At 72.5% G+C, this 15,228-nt stretch carries 12 protein-coding genes; 5 read left to right on the forward strand and 7 right to left on the reverse strand.

The annotated features are described in order from the left end of the window. Positions 1-32 precede the first annotated feature (32 nt). Complete coding sequence (locus ACUY4T_RS05125; protein WP_446017836.1) at positions 33-797, forward strand: hypothetical protein; 765 nt, start codon at positions 33-35, stop codon at positions 795-797. Continuing rightward, positions 740-2,296, forward strand: a complete 1,557-nt coding sequence (locus tag ACUY4T_RS05130) for a cryptochrome/photolyase family protein (RefSeq protein ID WP_446017837.1) — start codon at positions 740-742, stop codon at positions 2,294-2,296. Before ACUY4T_RS05125 ends, ACUY4T_RS05130 begins: the two co-directional genes overlap by 58 nt. On the opposite strand, the gene ACUY4T_RS05135 is transcribed toward ACUY4T_RS05130, so the two are convergent. The 7 genes from ACUY4T_RS05135 to dnaK form a co-directional block, all read right to left on the reverse strand. Next, entirely contained in the window at positions 2,291-3,577 is a 1,287-nt protein-coding gene (locus ACUY4T_RS05135) for an ion channel protein (protein WP_446017838.1), read from the reverse strand. The genes ACUY4T_RS05130 and ACUY4T_RS05135 overlap by 6 nt on opposite strands. A gap of 3 nt (positions 3,578-3,580) precedes the next feature. Next, on the reverse strand, positions 3,581-4,687 hold the full coding sequence (locus ACUY4T_RS05140) for an alpha/beta fold hydrolase (RefSeq protein WP_446017839.1): 1,107 nt from the start codon (positions 4,685-4,687) through the stop codon (positions 3,581-3,583). Next, positions 4,684-7,113: a GMC oxidoreductase gene (locus ACUY4T_RS05145; RefSeq protein ID WP_446017840.1), complete on the reverse strand. Its 2,430-nt coding sequence runs from the start codon at positions 7,111-7,113 to the stop codon at positions 4,684-4,686. The genes ACUY4T_RS05140 and ACUY4T_RS05145 overlap by 4 nt, the downstream gene beginning before the upstream one ends. A 114-nt stretch (positions 7,114-7,227) precedes the next feature. Then, positions 7,228-7,650 carry a heat shock protein transcriptional repressor HspR gene (locus ACUY4T_RS05150; protein ID WP_446017841.1) on the reverse strand — a complete coding sequence of 141 codons (423 nt, stop codon included), beginning with the start codon at positions 7,648-7,650 and terminating at the stop codon, positions 7,228-7,230. Beyond that, positions 7,650-8,642: a DnaJ C-terminal domain-containing protein gene (locus ACUY4T_RS05155; protein WP_446017842.1), complete on the reverse strand. Its 993-nt coding sequence runs from the start codon at positions 8,640-8,642 to the stop codon at positions 7,650-7,652. The genes ACUY4T_RS05150 and ACUY4T_RS05155 overlap by 1 nt, the downstream gene beginning before the upstream one ends. Before the next feature lie 88 nt (positions 8,643-8,730). Continuing rightward, the gene (locus ACUY4T_RS05160; RefSeq protein WP_446017843.1) at positions 8,731-9,414 is read right to left on the reverse strand and encodes a nucleotide exchange factor GrpE; all 684 of its coding nucleotides are present in this window, start codon (positions 9,412-9,414) and stop codon (positions 8,731-8,733) included. Between the two features lie 2 nt (positions 9,415-9,416). Next, on the reverse strand, positions 9,417-11,300 hold the full coding sequence (gene dnaK / locus ACUY4T_RS05165) for a molecular chaperone DnaK (protein WP_446017844.1): 1,884 nt from the start codon (positions 11,298-11,300) through the stop codon (positions 9,417-9,419). A 624-nt stretch (positions 11,301-11,924) separates the two neighbouring features. On the opposite strand from dnaK, the gene ACUY4T_RS05170 reads away from it, so the two are divergent. The 3 genes from ACUY4T_RS05170 (at position 11,925) to ACUY4T_RS05180 (ending at position 15,227) form a co-directional block, all read left to right on the forward strand. Further along, entirely contained in the window at positions 11,925-12,827 is a 903-nt protein-coding gene (locus tag ACUY4T_RS05170; protein ID WP_446017845.1) for a putative endonuclease domain-containing protein, read from the forward strand. Between the two features lie 158 nt (positions 12,828-12,985). Continuing rightward, a complete protein-coding gene (locus ACUY4T_RS05175) occupies positions 12,986-13,540 on the forward strand; it encodes a hypothetical protein (RefSeq protein ID WP_446017846.1) in 555 nt (184 codons plus the stop codon). 145 nt (positions 13,541-13,685) lie between these two features. Next, complete coding sequence (locus ACUY4T_RS05180; RefSeq protein WP_446017847.1) at positions 13,686-15,227, forward strand: M1 family metallopeptidase; 1,542 nt, start codon at positions 13,686-13,688, stop codon at positions 15,225-15,227. The last annotated feature ends 1 nt before the right edge of the window (position 15,228 follow it).

Consider the following 15,228-nt stretch of genomic DNA (forward strand, 5'->3'; position numbering starts at 1 on the left):
GACCCAGCCGCGTTTGCTACCCTCGGCCCTCGATGCACCAGTCGGCGCAGCACCAGGGGGAGCGTCGCGCGGCGATACGAGCGACCGCGCGGCGCCCGTTCCGTGCGCGCGGGGGCGGCCACCGGGCCGACCGCACCGAACGCCCGCGCCTCGCCCGCCGCCGCGGCGCCGCCGCAGCGGCCGCGCTCGTCGCTGTCGGAGGACTGCTCGCGACCCTCTCGCTCGCACCGCTCCCCGGCCCCTCGATCGCGCTCGCCGATGCGTACGCGACGTCGCTCTCCCCGTTCCACGGCGACGTGCAGGATGTGACGGTGCCCGCCGACATCACCCCGGCGGGCGTCTCCCGAGAGGGCTACGCCAGCGCGACCGGTCCCGACACGCTCGTGGCATCCGGGACCAACTACGACTGGGCGAAGCTCGTCCTCGTCTTCGGCGACTGGCCCGTGACCGATGAGAACGTCAGGTTCATGGTCGAGTGGATGCGCGAGGAGAACGGGCCCGACAACTGGTGGAACCGCAACAACCCGCTGAACAACGGCTACGGGTCGGGCGGCGGCAGCGGGCTCGGCAGCTACGACACGCTCGTGACCGCGGCCGAGTACGCGGCGTCCAACCTGCAGAAGCGCTCGTTCTACGTCGACATCGTCGCGGGGCTCGAGGCCGGCACGTCGGCGGATGCCACGGCCCGGGCCGTCTGGGCGTCGCCATGGGCCGAGAGCCACTACGGGTACGGCTCCTGGTGGTCGACCTCGCCCGTGCCGGTGGTCGCCGCACCCGCATCCGCGTGGGGGCGCTGAGCCCGTCCGTGGCCGTGCGGTGGATCTTCGCGGAGCAGCTCGGCTCGCAGTTCGACGACGGCGGGCGGATGCTGCTCGTCGAGGCCCGGGCGGCGTTCGGCCGCCGGCCGATGCACCGGCAGAAGGCGCACCTGTACCTCTCCGCGCTGCGGCATCGCGCGGCCGAGCTCGGCGATCGCGTCGAGTTCCGGCAGGTGGAGCGGTTCGGCGATGCCGTCGACGGGCGCGACGACCTCGAGGCGATCGCGCCCGTCTCGTGGGCGGCGAGGGCGGCGCTGCGGCGCCGCGGCATCCGGATGCTGCCGAGTCGCGGGTTCGTCACGACCGAGGCCGACTTCGCCGAGTGGATGGCGGCGCGCCGCGGCCGCCGGCCGCGCATGGAGGACTTCTACCGCTGGACCCGCGAGCGCACCGGCATCCTCATGCGCGGCCCCGAGCCGGAGGGCGGGCGCTTCAACCTCGACCGGGAGAACCGGCAACCGCCGCCCAAGGGGGCGGTCACGCTCGGGCTGCCCGACCCGTGGTGGCCCGAGGAGGACGACATCGACCGGGAGGTGCGCCGTGACCTCGACCGGTGGCAGGCCGACGGCCGCGTGCAGTTCATCGGCGACGACGGCCCGCGCCGGTTCGCCGTCACCGCAGCCGAGGCGGAGCACGCGATCGCCGACTTCGTCGAGACCCGGCTCGGCGACTTCGGGCCGTTCGAGGACGCGGTGCTCACCCACGACTGGGTGATGGCGCACTCGCTGCTCAGCGTGCCGCTCAACCTCGGCCTGATCGAACCGCTCGCCCTCGCCGAGCGCGTCGCCGCCGAGCACGCCGCCGGGCGCGCGCCGCTGCAGAGCGTCGAGGGCTTCGTGCGCCAGGTCGTCGGATGGCGCGACTGGATGTGGCACCTGTACTGGCACCTCGGTCCCGACTACGCGACGTCGAACAACCGCCTCGGGGCCACGCGCCCGCTGCCGCGCCCGTTCGCGACGCTCGACACGTCCGGCGTCGAGGCCGCGTGCATCCGCGACACGCTCGACGGCGTGCGCGCGCACGGGTGGGCGCACCACATCCAGCGGCTCATGGTGCTCGGCAACTGGGCGCTGCAGCGCGGAGTCGACCCGGCGGCGCTCACCGACTGGTTCGCGGGCGCGTTCGTCGACGGCACGCCCTGGGTCATGCCCGCGAACGTGGTGGGGATGTCGCAGCACGCCGACGGCGGCCTCGTGGCCACCAAGCCGTACGCGGCGGGCGGCGCCTACCTGTCGAGGATGACCGACCACTGCGGCGGATGCCGCTTCGACCCGCGGAAGCGCATCGGCCCCGACGCGTGCCCGGTCACCGCCGGGTACTGGGCGTTCCTCGACCGCGCCGAGCCGCACCTGCGCGGCAACCACCGGATGGCGCAGCCGCTCGCCGGGCTCCGGCGCCTGTCGGATCGCGAGGCCGTCGTCGCCCAGGAGCAGGCGCGCGACCGCGACAGCGAGGGCTTCGGCCCGGCGCCGTCATGAGGTGATGCGGAACTCCGGCGCGCGGGAGACCATCAGCCACGCGGGCAGGATGATCACGCACAGCCACGGCAGCAGCGCCAGGTCGCCCGCGATCGCGGCGGCGACGAACAGCGCGAGCCAGCCGTCCTTCGTGACCACCAGGAGGATGCCGATCATCGCGCTCGCCACCGCGAGCGCGATGGGCACGTCGGGCACGAGGACGTGCGCCAGCATCCCGATCGCGGCGCCGATGAAGGCCGCGGGGAAGACGCGGCCGCCGCGGAAGGCCGCGCTCGCGGCGACGAGGAGCGCCGCGAGCTTGACGAGGATGATCACGACGAGCTGTCCCGCGTCGTACGCGTCCGGGTCCGAGAACAGCTCGCCCATCTGCTCGAGGCCCTTGAAGAGGGTGATCGGCCCGCCGATCCAGCCGAGCAGCCCGAGCACCAGGCCACCGGCCGTCGCGATGAGCAGGGGCTGGCGCAGGGCGTGGAAGGTGCGGTGCAGCCACGGGAACGCGAACGTGCCGAGCAGCCCGAAGGCGACCGTGGCGCATGCGATGACGATCCCGGCCAGCAGGCCGAGCATCGTGGTCGGCGCGGTCGGCAGCGTGAACTGGAGGGGCGGCGCACCGAGCACGTGCATCGTGCCGGCCGCCGCGGCCGCCGACGCCAGCGGCAGGAAGAGCTTGTCCCAGAGCGCGCCCCCGCCGCGGACGGCGGCGAGCGTCCCGGTGAAGAGCAGGGCGGCGGCGACGGGCGAGCCGAACAGCGCCCCGATGGTGCCGGCGCCCGCCATGAGCATGCCGAGGCGCGGACCGACGGCGGGCATGAGGCGCCCGAGCACCGCGACGGCGAGCGCCACGTTCACGGCGATGATGGGGTTCTCCGGGCCGAGGCTGACCCCGCCGGCGAGGGCGAGGGCGGTCACGATCACCAGGCCGGGCACCGTGCGCAGCTTCAACGGCTCCGAGACGAGCTCGGTCTTCGCCGAGTCGGGCCCGCCGTGACCCGGCAGGAACTGCAGCCCGAGGCCCACCGCGAACCCGGTGGCGGTGAGCACCGCCACGATCCACCATCCGCCGGGGTCGACGCCGAGCGCGTCCGGCACCGTCGTCCAGAGCACCTCCTGCAGCGCGGCGGCGGCGAGGTCCAGCGCGCGGAGGATCAGGGCGCAGGCGGCGCCGATCACGAGCGCCGGCACGGCGAGCAGCAGGAGCTGGCCCGGCGTCGGCGCCGGGAGGGTCACCTCTGACGGCACGGCCGTCCGGTCCGGCTCGTCGCGCTCGTCGGGTCGCTGCATCCGTCAGCGCCGCAGCTCGTCGAGGATGATCGGGTGGGTGTCGCGCCATGCGTCGGCGCCGAAGACCACGTCGAGGTGGCCGTACCCGGGGATCCGGTGCAGCGCATGGCGGCCGGGCGCGAACCGCTCGAAGTGCTCGTAGCTCCGCTGCTGGCTCTCCGGGAGGAAGCAGCGGTTGTCCTCCCCCGCGATGAATGCGAAGCGCGCGTCGGTGCGCGGCGGCACCGTCAGGCTGGGCAGGATGCCCGGCGCGGTGCCCGCCGGGACGAGGTGCCCCGCCTTCACGCTCTCGCGCATCTGCAGGAAGAAGGTCATGGGCGCCCCGGCGAACTCCCCGGTGATCCAGTCGTGCGTGGCGCGGTCGATGTTCCGGTGCGCCCACAGGGCGGGGTGGCCGCTGCCGTAGGTGAAGCTCACCATCGCGCAGACCGGGTTTTCGCACTCGGGGTGGGTCGCGACGACCCCCGCGCGCAGCATCCGCGAGAACGGCCCCTCGGACTTGTAGCCCCACTTGGGCGAGAGCGTCGGCGAGATGCGGCTGATCGTCGGCGCGAGGCCCAGGATCTTCATGCGCGAGCCGACGGGCAGTACCGGATGCAGCGACACCGCGTTCGTCACGATCGTCGTCACCTCGGGCAGCAGCCCCGAGATCGCGGCCATCGTGAACGACGTCGAGCCCTGGCAGTGCACGAACGCCTTCACGGTGTCGGCGCCGGTGCGCTCGCGGATGAGCGCGACCGCGGCCGGGTGGTCGAACGCCGCCGCGTCGTCGAGGGTCCACGCGACGGGCTCGAGGTCGATCGATGCTCGCCAGTTCAGCATCCACACGTCGAAGCCGTCGTCGAGGAGCGCGTCGACGAGCGTGCGCGGCAGCGGCGGGCGGAAGATCTCGGCGCGCACGCCCGCGCCGTGCACGAGCAGCACCGGCCCGCGGGTCGGCGTGATCGCGGGGTTCTCGACGTGCAGCATCGTGAGCCACTGCCCGTCACCCGCGCGGAACGGGATGCGGTCGGTGCGGTGCTCGGCGCGCGTCGTGCGCGCCGGCAGTTGCTCGAAGCGGCCGGGCGCGGTGCCCGTTGCCCCGGATGCCGTATCGCGCGCCGTGCTCACGACCGCTCCCTCGCGAGGCGCGCGTACGTCGACCACAGCCGGCCGAGGAACAGCGACCCGAACCGCGCGATCGCCTGCGCGCCATCCGGCCCCGTGGTCGCGAACGTCGTGAGCTGCTCGGCGAAGTCGAGCGGCTTGATGCGCAGGACGCCGGCGCCGAGCACCGACGGGTCGTCGGCGTCGACGAGGCCCGTGGCTGCGGCATCCGTCGGCGGGGGCACGTGCCCGTCGAGCACCTGCACGAACAGGGTCGTCGTGTCGTCCCACAGGTCGAACCCGGGGTCGTCGCGGATCTCCTTGTAGCCGACGAACGTCACGGGCGACCCCGCGTCGGTCGTGAGCCACAGCCGGTACTTCATGAGCCGCTCGTCGTCGCGCCCGCCGGCGACGAACAGGTTGAACCAGCCGCGCTCGACCAGCTGCCGGCCGCCGAGCGCGTCGGACTCGAGGTACCCGCTCGCCTCGGCCTCGTGCGCGTCGCCCTCGACGAACGCGTCGATGTCGCGTGCCGTGATGGTGAGCTCGAACATCATGCGCTCGTCGCGCACGCGCGCGTCCTCGGCGGCAGAGCGCGGATCGCCCTGTCCGAGGAGGAAGAACCCCTTCATCTGCTCGGTGAACGCGACTGAGGTCGGGGCGGCGGTCGGCTCGGGTGCGGGCCGTGCGGCGGCGGCATCCATTGCGGTTCCCTTCACGGTGGCGGATGCCGCGGCGCCGGCCTTCCCGGCGGCGGCCCGAGGGGTGCCGCGGCGGCGTCCCTTCGGCCAGGTCTCGATCATGCGGTCCGACGCGCGATCGGCGAACGCGGCGATCGTGAGCGACGGGTTAGGGCCCACCGGTCCGGGCATCGCCGCGCCGTCGACCACGGACAGCCCCGGATGGCCGTACACCTCGCCCCACGGGTCGACGACGCCCTCGAACTCGTTGCGGCCCATGGGCGCCCCACCGAGCGGGTGCACGGTGATGACGCGCTTGGCGAGCCAGAGCGGGTTGTCCACGTAGCGCGCGCCGAGCGTCTTCGCGAACGCCGACATGGTCTCGCGCATGGCCCCGAAGTACTCGAGCGACGTCGCCGTGGTCCAGTCGATCGCGAGCCGGCCGCGATCGAGGTACATCTTCCCGTCGGGGATGTCCCTGCCCATGCCCAGCACCGGGAGCGAGCTGGTGGAGATCGCGCTGCGGCCGAGGACGTGGGCGAGGTCTGCCGACACGTTCGACTCGCCCGCCAGGCTGAGCCGCTTGCCGATCATCGTGAGCGCGACGCGGGTCGACCGCGAGACGACCGAGCGCAGTTGCGCGGTCTCGAGGAGCCAGTTGAGGAAGCCGGGGTAGCCCGCCTCCTGCACGTAGTAGCCGCGGCCGGGGCTGCCGTCGCCGTCGACCCGGTCGCCGACGCGGATGGCGCTCGTGATCACCGGCCCCCGGCTGCCGGCGATGCGCCTGGCCTTCGCGACCTTGTCGATCTGCTCCTTGGCCCCCATGAGGAAGCCGATGAGGTCGCCGTTGCCGCAGAAGCGCGTGCCGAGTGCGGGCGAGAGGTTGCGGAGGGAGGCGCGATTGCGCAGCAGCAGGTAGGTCGAACCGAAGGTCCCGGCGGCGAGCACCACCCGTCGTGCGCGGATCGCCCCCTCCGCCGGAGGCTCGCCGTCCGTTCGATGCGCTCGGAATCGCACCTCCCACTCGTCCTCGACCGGGCGGATGCCCTTCACGTCGTGCAGCGTGCGGACGTCCGCGCCGTGGTGCACCGCGGCCGACACGTAGGTGTGGTCGAGCGAGTTCTTGGCCCCGTAGTTGCATCCGATGTCGCATTCTCCGCACTGCGAGCACGTGAACCGGGTCCGCCCATGCAGGTTCCCGTACGGTTTCGGCGCCACCGGCAGGAACGGCCCCACTTCGCCGTCGGCATCGGCGAACGTCACGGCGAGCGGCGGCCGGATCACCTCGTGGCCGGCGGCGCGGGCGACCATCTCGAACGCCTCGGTCTTCGGGGTGTCGCGATACGGGTACGGCGTCGCGTCGAGCATGTCCTCGACGCGGTCGTAGTGCGGATCGAGGTCCTCGCGGGAGATCGGCCAGTGCTCGTACCCGCCGCCGGGCAGTGGCGAGTCGTGGACGAACCACTCCGGGTCCTTGCGGAGCAGCACGTTGGCGTAGATCAGCGACCCGCCCCCGAGACCGGATGACACGACGCCCTCGAGCCCGCGGAAGCTCCAGGTCTCGAACAGTCCGAAGATGCCGTCGTCGGGCGCCCAGAAGTTCTCGCCGAAGTCCGTGGGCGTCCGTGCGAACGAGCCGGGCGGGTAGGCGCGCCCACGCTCGAGGAGCACCACGGAACGGCCCGCCTCCGCGAGACGGTACGCCGCGACGGCGCCGCCGAAGCCCGAGCCGATGACGACGGCGTCGACGTGCTCGACCGACTCGACCATCGCACCACCTCCGGTCACGAGCGCGAGCGAGGATTCCTCATCGTCGCACCGCTGCGGGACGCGGCGGCATCCCCCGCATGGGGGTCGGCGGATGCCGCGGCATCCGCCGGGCCGTCAGTCGCGGTCGAGCGGCCGCCACACCACGACGGCGTTCTCGCGACGCACGCGGGTGCCGGCCTTCAGCGAGATCACCTCGCCGTGCGAGCCGGCCGCGAACACCCGGCGGCCCGGACGGTTCAGCATCTCGTCGGCGAGCGCGCGCTCGAGCTCGCGCACCCGGGCGCGGAGGTCGGCGACCTCGTTCTCGAGGCCGAGCACGCGACGGATCCCCTCGAGGCTGACGCCCTCGCTCGAGAGCTGCTGGATCTCGCGGAGCTGCGCGACGTCGCGCATCGAGTACCGGCGCGACTTGCCCGCCGTGCGCTTGGGCGAGACCAGGCCGAGCCGGTCGTACTGGCGGAGGGTCTGCGGATGCATCCCGGCGAGCTCGGCCGCGACCGAGATCACGAACAGCGGGCTCTCGCCGTCGACCTGCATCAGTGGCCCCTCGCCTTGGCGATGAGGTCGTCTCGCGGGTTCTCCGGCGGGAGCATCGACGCGAACTCCCGCAGCTTCTCCTCGGCGTCCTTCGCCAGGTGCGACGGCACCGCGACCTGCACCACGGCCAGGAGGTCGCCGGTGCCCTTCTTCGTCTCGACGCCCCGGCCCTTGACCCGCAGGACGCGGCCGCTCGGCGTGCCGGGCGCGACGCGCAGCTTGACCGGCTCGCCGCCGAGCGTCGGCACCTGGATCGTGGCGCCGAGCGCCGCCTCGGCGAAGGTGACCGGCACGTTCACGCGCAGGTTCAGGCCGTCGCGCTCGAACACCGGATGCTTGCGCACCTTCACCGTCAGCACGATGTCGCCGGGCTCGCCGCCGTCGGGCGACGGATGCCCCTTGCCGCGCAGGCGGATCTTCTGCCCGTCGGCGACGCCCGCCGGCACGTTCACCGTGATCTCGCGACCCTCGGCGGTCTGGAGCGTGATCCGGTCGCCCTTGGTCGCGGTGACGAAGTCGAGGGTCGTCGAGGCGGTGACGTCGCGACCCGGCGTCGGGCCCCCGAACCCGCGGTAACCGCCGGAGGGCTGGCCGAACCGCCCCCCGCCGAACAGCCCGCCCAGCAGGTCCTCGTACTGGCCGCCCTGCTGGTAGGTGTAGCGGGTGCCGCCGGCACCGCCGGGGCCGCCGAACATGCCGCCGAAGACGTCCTCGAACCCGCCGGCGCCGCCGCCCGGGGCCGTGAAGCGGGCGCCGCCGCCCATCGCGCGGACGGCGTCGTACTCCTTGCGCTCCTCGGGATCGGAGAGCACCGAGTGCGCCTCGCTGATCTCCTTGAACTTCGCCTCGGCCGCGGCATCCCCCGGGTTCTGGTCGGGGTGGTACTTGCGGGCGAGCTTGCGGTACGCCTTCTTGACGTCGGCGTCGCTCGCGTCCTTCGAGACGCCGAGGATCGCGTAGAAGTCCTTGTCGAACCAATCCTGGCTGGCCATCGGCGCCTCCCTCCTCGAAATCTAGTGGCTGCCGGCGACCGGGAGGACGATTCGTCCGCCCGGCCGCCGGCGGTGGTGACGGATGCCGCTACGCGGGCGTCTTGACGACGACCTTCGCGGCCCGCAGGAGCGTGCCGCCCAGCAGGTACCCGGTCTCGACGACGTCGGCCACGGTGTCGACCTCGACCTCGTCGGAGTGCTGCTGGAAGATCGCTTCGTGTCGCTGCGGGTCGAACGCCTCGCCCGCCTCGCCGAACGGCGTGAGGCCGAGCTTCTCGACCGATGCGCGCAGCTTGCCTGCGATCGTGGCGAACGGGGTGTCGCCCTCGAGGTCGCCGTGCTTCTCGGCGCGGTCGAGGTCGTCGAGCACCGGCAGCAGCACGGCGACGGCCGCGCCGATCGCGCGCTCGCGCTCGACCTCGCGGTTCGCCTCGGTCCGCTTGCGGTAGTTCGCGTACTCGGCGGTGACCCGCTTGAGGTCGGCGAGGTGCTCGGCCGTCGGGTCGTCGACCTCGGCCTGCGCCGCGTTCAGGATGTCGTCGACGGTGAGGGTCTCCTCGTCGCCGTCGGCACCGGGCTCGGGCGCACCGGATGCCGCGGCATCCGCCTGCGCGCCCTCGGCCGCGCCGCCGGCCTCAGCCGACGCCGCCTCGGGGGCGGACTCGCCGCCCGCCCCCTCGGCACCGGGCTCGCGAACCTGACCCGTCTCGGGGTCGATCCGCCGCTTGTCGCGGATGATCGGCTCGTCGTGGTTCTGGTTCTCTTCGGCCATGGCTACTTCTTCTCGTCCTCGTCGTCGATGACCTCGGCGTCGACCACGTCCTCGTCGGACGACTCGGCGCCCTCGGCGCCGGACGCGTTGGCGTCCTCGCCGGGGTTGGCGCCCGCGCCGGCCGCGGCATCCGCCTGCTGGCCCTGCGCGTAGATCGCCTCGCCGAGCTTGCCCTGCGACTGGTTGAGCTTGTCGAACGCGGTCTTCACCGCGTCGTCGTCGTCGCCGGCGAGCGCGGCCTTCAGCGCGTCGACGTCGCCCTGGACCTCCGACTTGATGTCGGCGGGGAGCTTCTCGTCGTTCTCCTTGATCAGCTTCTCGATCGAGTAGACGAGCTGCTCGGCCTGGTTGCGGGTCTCGGCCGACTCGCGTCGCTTCTTGTCCTCCGCCGCGTGCTCCTCGGCGTCGCGCACCATCCGGTCGATGTCGTCCTTCGGCAGCGACGAGCCGCCGGTGATGGTCATCGACTGCTCCTTGCCGGTGCCTTTGTCCTTCGCCGACACGTGGACGATGCCGTTCGCGTCGATGTCGAAGGTGACCTCGATCTGCGGGATGCCGCGGGGGGCCGGGGCGATGCCGGTCAGCTCGAACGTGCCGAGCGGCTTGTTGTCGCGCGTGAACTCGCGCTCGCCCTGGAAGACCTGGATCGCGACCGACGGCTGGTTGTCGTCTGCGGTCGTGAAGGTCTCGCTCCGCTTCGTCGGGATGGCGGTGTTGCGCTCGATGAGCTTGGTCATGATGCCGCCCTTGGTCTCGATGCCGAGGCTCAGGGGGGTGACGTCGATGAGCAGCACGTCCTTGCGCTCGCCCTTGAGGACGCCGGCCTGCAGGGCGGCGCCGACGGCGACGACCTCGTCCGGGTTCACGCCCTTGTTGGGCTCCTTGCCGGTCTCCTGCTTCACCAGCTCGGACACCGCGGGCATGCGGGTCGAGCCGCCGACGAGCACCACGTGGGCGATGTCGGCCACCTTGATGCCGGCCTCGCGGATGACGTCCTCGAAGGGCTTCTTGGTGCGGTCGAGCAGGTCGCTCGTCATGTTCTCGAACTGCGCTCGGGTGAGGGTCTCGTCGAGGTTGGCCGGCCCGTTCTCGGTGAGCGAGAGGTAGGGGAGCTGGATGCTCGTGCTCATGCTCGAGCTGAGCTCCTTCTTGGCCTGCTCGGCGGCCTCCTTGAGGCGCTGGAGGGCGATCTTGTCCTTCGAGACGTCGACGCCCGTCGAGTCCTTGAAGCGCTTGATCAGGTGGTCGACGATCCGCTGGTCCCAGTCGTCGCCGCCGAGGCGGTTGTCACCCGCCGTCGCGCGGACCTGGATGGTCGAGAAGTCGTCGTCCTTGCCCACCTCGAGGAGGGAGACGTCGAACGTGCCGCCACCGAGGTCGAAGACGAGGATGAGCTCGTCCTCCTTGCCCTTGTCGAGGCCGTAGGCGAGGGCCGCGGCCGTGGGCTCGTTGATGATGCGGAGGACGTTGAGGCCCGCGATCTCACCGGCCTCCTTGGTCGCCTGGCGCTCGGCGTCATTGAAGTACGCCGGCACCGTGATGACCGCGTCGGTGACCGTGTCGCCGAGGTACTGCTCGGCGTCGCGCTTGAGCTTCTGCAGGATGCGCGCCGAGATCTCCTGCGGCGTGTACTGCTTGCCGTCGATCTCGCGCTTCCAGTCGGTGCCCATGTGGCGCTTGACCGAGGCGATGGTGCGGTCGACGTTGGTCACGGCCTGGCGCTTGGCGGTCTCGCCGACGAGCACCTCGCCGTCCTTCGTGAATGCGACCACCGACGGGGTGGTCCGGAAGCCCTCGGCGTTCGCGATGACGACGGGCTCGCCGCCCTCGAGGACGCTGACGACCGAGTTGGTGGTGCCCAGGTCGATTCCGACTGCACGTGACATGTGTGTCTCTCCTTCTGCCCCGGGGTCTCGGATGTCGCCCCGCGGCGATCGGCCCGGCGGTGCCCGCCCGCGGCCGAAGTCTGCGTTCGTCGAGACTTGAGCCTCGACCGCTCAAGTCTCGCAGCGGCATCCGACGGGTGTCAAGTCGGCGCCCCAAAACTTGAGCGCACTCGACTCAACCCACTCGGTCGCCCCGCTATTCCGCCCTCGCGTCGAGGCGCTCGCGTCCTCTCACCGCGCCATCCGCCCTCCCTCTTCCCTCCCTTTCTTCCCCCTCCCTTTCTTCCCCCGACTCCCGTCCTCGCCCCTCTTCCCTCTCTTCGCCCTGCCCCCGTCCTCGCCACCCCCTCCCCCCCTCTCTTCCCCTCTTCGCCCTGCCCCCGTCCTCGCCACCCCCTCCCCCCCTCTCTTCCCCCTCGGATTGCCGCTTTCTCCGGGAATGGAGTCCGGGTTCCCAACGGAAACGGCAACCCGGAGGCGGAGGGCGGGAGGCGGAGGGCGGAGGGCGGGAGGCGGCGGAGGGCGGAGCGGCGAGCCGTCCTCCACGTCGGGAGGAGTGCGCCGACACCCCACGAGGTGAGCGGATGTCGCGCGCGCCGTCCTGCCGAGGGGCACGGTTGCGGCATGAGACCGCCCGCACCGCTGCCGCACGAGCTCCGGTCGGGGCCGTTCCACGTTCGCCGCGCGGCCGAGCTCGGCGTGACGCGGGGCCGCCTCGATGCCGGGGATCTCTCGAGCCCGTTCTGCGGAGTGCGGACGACCGTCCCGCCGGTGGCCCTGCTCGACCTCTGCCGCGCCTACGCCCAACGGATGCCGCACCGCCACGTGTTCAGCCACGCGACGGCGGCCGGACTCTGGGGCCTGCCGCTGCCGACTCGCGACCCGCTGCCGCTCCACGTCTCCGTGCCGGCTCCGCTCCGCCAGCCCCGCGCCTCCGGGGTGGTCGGCCACCGGCTCGGCAGCGGCATCCGCACCACCGACCTCCTCGGCCTCCCCGTCGTCGACGCCGCCGACGCCTGGTGCCAGCTCGCCGCGAGCCTTCACCACGACGACCTCGTGGCCGCCGGCGACCGCCTCGTGGGATGGCGCTCGCCCATCGTCGCGCTCGACGAGATCGACGCCGCGATCGAGCGGTTCGGATCCCGCCCGGGGGCGGTGCGCCTGCGCGCGGCGCGCGGCGACATCCGCCCGGGATCCGCGTCGCCGCGGGAGACGAGATTGCGGCTGTCCGTGGTGCGCGCGGGGTTCCCCGAGCCGGAGCTGAACGCCCCCATCCGGCTCGGTTCGGGATGGACGGCGCACGGAGACCTCGTGTTCCGGGCGTTCGGCGTGCTGCTCGAGTACGACGGCGCGCAGCACCGGGAGGACGACGTGCAGTTCCATCGCGACGTTGAGCGACTCAACGACCTCGCGGCCGACGGGTGGATCGTGATCCGCGTCGGGCGCCGACTGCCGGGCGCCCGGGCGCTGGACCAGCTCGAACGCGCCCTGCGGAGCCGCGGATGGTGCGGCACTCGCGTGCCCTGACCGATCGCGTTGCCACTTCCGCCGGGAATGGGCGCGGCATTCCCGGGAAAAGTGGCAATCCGCCGGGAGATGGGGGGCGGGACGGCAGGGGCGGCAGGGGTGGGGGTCAGGGGCTGCACCGGTGCGCCGGGGGGTTGGGCGCCGATACGGTGAGGGGCATGACCCGGACCCTCGCGCCGCGCGTGCTCGCGGCATCCGCTGCCCTGACCCTCTCGCTTGGACTCGCCGCGTGCGCGGGCGACGCCGGCGAACCAGCCGAGACCGCGACGACGACGACGCCCGCGGCCGCCTCGCCCGAGCCCACTGCGGAGCCCACGAACGAGCAGCCCGCGATCGGCGCGAGCTGCGAGGACGTGCTCGCGCCCGAGGCGTACGCGAAGCTCGAGGCCGACGGGCTGGAGCCCCGCACGCCGAGTGCGAACGACCCGATCGCGCAGCGGATCGCCGAGGAGGGCGGGCTCGAGTGCAAGTGGGCAAAGCCGCAGAGCGACGTGATCGTCAACCTGGCGCAGACGACCGGGGTGGATGACGCGGCCTGGGCGGAGGAGCTCGCCGCCGCGGGATACGCGCAGACGGACGATCCGGTGCCCGGTGCCTGGACCGGGCCGGTCGAGCCGGGTACGGGCGTCAGCCCTGTCGTCGTGCTCGCCGACGGCTCGATCACGTTCGTGAGCGCGCCGACGTTCGCGCAGTGGGTCCGCTCCGCGAGCTGAGCCGCGGCCCCGCTCCCGCGGGCGATCACGATCCATTCGCCGCGGGCGATCACGACCCACTCATCGCGCGGGCCGGCCGAGTCCGCCCTATCGCGCACGACCCGTCTCGTCGTAGGGTTCAGCCACCGAGGCGAAGGGGATGCGCATGGGCGGGTACGGGGCGAAGGTGATCGGCGGGGCGACCGCCGCGATGGTGGTGGTCGGCGCGTTCGGTGCTTCCGCCGCGGCGGCGGCACCGGGCGGCGAGAAGGGTCCCGGCGGCTCCGGACCGCGGTACACCGCTGGCGCCTCCGGCGTCGGCGATGCGTACTTCCCGTACGCCGGCAACGGCGGCTACGACGTCGAGCACTACGACCTCGACATCCGCTACACGCCGCCGGCCGCGGCCCCCGCCCCGCTCGAGGGCGAGTTCGAGGGCGTCGCCACCATCGACCTCGTCGCGACGCAGGACCTCGACCGCTTCAACCTCGACCTTCGCGGCATGGACGTGCACGCCGTGACGGTGAACGGCGTGTCCGCGGCATCCGTCGACCCGCCCGCCGCCGGCGCGACCGTCGACGGCGCCGCGTACTGGCACGTGCAGGATGACACCGCTCGCGTCTGGGAGCTCACCGTGCAGCCGCGACCGAAGCTCAAGGCCGGCGCGCAGGTCGAGGTCGTCGTCGAGTACGGCGGCACGACCACGCGGCCCCTCGACATCGAGGGCGCGCTCTACGGCTGGGTCACCCAGCGCGACGGGGCGATGGTCGTGAGCGAGCCCGAGGGTTCGATGACCTGGTATCCGGTGAGCGACCACCAGACCGACAAGGCGACCTACTCGTTCGAGATCACGGTGCCCGAGGGCAAGGTCGCGGTCGCGAACGGCATCCAGCCGAAGCCCGAGGAGACCGCCGACGGCTGGACCACCTGGTACTGGGACGCCCCGGACCAGCAGGCCAGCTACCTGACCACCGCGTCGGTCGGCGACTTCGACCTGCGCGACGCGTACACCTCCGGCAGCGGCGTGCCGATCATCGACGCGGTCGACACGAAGCTGAGCACCACACGGCTCGCGACCACGAACACGAGCCTCGGCCGGCAGGTCGCCATGATCGACTTCTTCGAGTCGAAGTTCGGGCCGTACCCGTTCGTGGCCTTCGGCTCGATCGTCGACAACGACAGCGTGGGCTACGCGCTCGAGACGCAGACCCGGCCCGTGTACTCCTCGCAGGCGAGCGAGGGGACGGTCGCGCACGAGGCCGCCCACCAGTGGTTCGGCAACGCGGTGAGCCCCGAGCGCTGGCAGGACATCTGGCTCAACGAGGGCTGGGCGACCTACGCGACCTGGATGTGGAACGAGGAGCGCGGCATCCGCACGGCGCAGGCCGCATACGACAACTGGTACAACACGGCGCGGCCGGACAGCTACTGGGAGCTCCGGATCGGCGACCCGGGCGAGCTCGGGCTCTTCGCGACGCAGGTCTACAACCGCGGCGCCGCGACCCTGCACGCGCTCCGCCTCGAGGTCGGCGACGACGCGTTCTTCGAGGCGGCGCAGCTCTGGCTCGAGCGCTACGACGACTCGGCGGGCACGTCGGAGGACTTCCAGGCGGTCTACGAGGAGGTCTCGGGCGAGGACCTCGACGCGTTCTTCCAGACCTGGCTCTACGACCAGCAGAAGCCTCCGGCCACCTGGACCACCCCGTAGC

The sequence above is a fragment of the Agromyces arachidis genome, from assembly GCF_052805135.1.

What these genes read in the sequence shown, in the direction of transcription:
- ACUY4T_RS05180 (WP_446017847.1), top strand. Translation starts at nt 13,686, where the DNA reads ATGGGCGGGTACGGGGCGAAGGTGATCGGCGGGGCGACCGCCGCGATG.
- ACUY4T_RS05125 (WP_446017836.1), top strand. Translation starts at nt 33, where the DNA reads ATGCACCAGTCGGCGCAGCACCAGGGGGAGCGTCGCGCGGCGATACGA.
- ACUY4T_RS05135 (WP_446017838.1), bottom strand. Translation starts at nt 3,577, where the DNA reads ATGCAGCGACCCGACGAGCGCGACGAGCCGGACCGGACGGCCGTGCCG.
- ACUY4T_RS05150 (WP_446017841.1), bottom strand. Translation starts at nt 7,650, where the DNA reads ATGCAGGTCGACGGCGAGAGCCCGCTGTTCGTGATCTCGGTCGCGGCC.
- dnaK (WP_446017844.1), bottom strand. Translation starts at nt 11,300, where the DNA reads ATGTCACGTGCAGTCGGAATCGACCTGGGCACCACCAACTCGGTCGTC.
- ACUY4T_RS05155 (WP_446017842.1), bottom strand. Translation starts at nt 8,642, where the DNA reads ATGGCCAGCCAGGATTGGTTCGACAAGGACTTCTACGCGATCCTCGGC.
- ACUY4T_RS05170 (WP_446017845.1), top strand. Translation starts at nt 11,925, where the DNA reads ATGAGACCGCCCGCACCGCTGCCGCACGAGCTCCGGTCGGGGCCGTTC.
- ACUY4T_RS05145 (WP_446017840.1), bottom strand. Translation starts at nt 7,113, where the DNA reads ATGGTCGAGTCGGTCGAGCACGTCGACGCCGTCGTCATCGGCTCGGGC.
- ACUY4T_RS05175 (WP_446017846.1), top strand. Translation starts at nt 12,986, where the DNA reads ATGACCCGGACCCTCGCGCCGCGCGTGCTCGCGGCATCCGCTGCCCTG.
- ACUY4T_RS05160 (WP_446017843.1), bottom strand. Translation starts at nt 9,414, where the DNA reads ATGGCCGAAGAGAACCAGAACCACGACGAGCCGATCATCCGCGACAAG.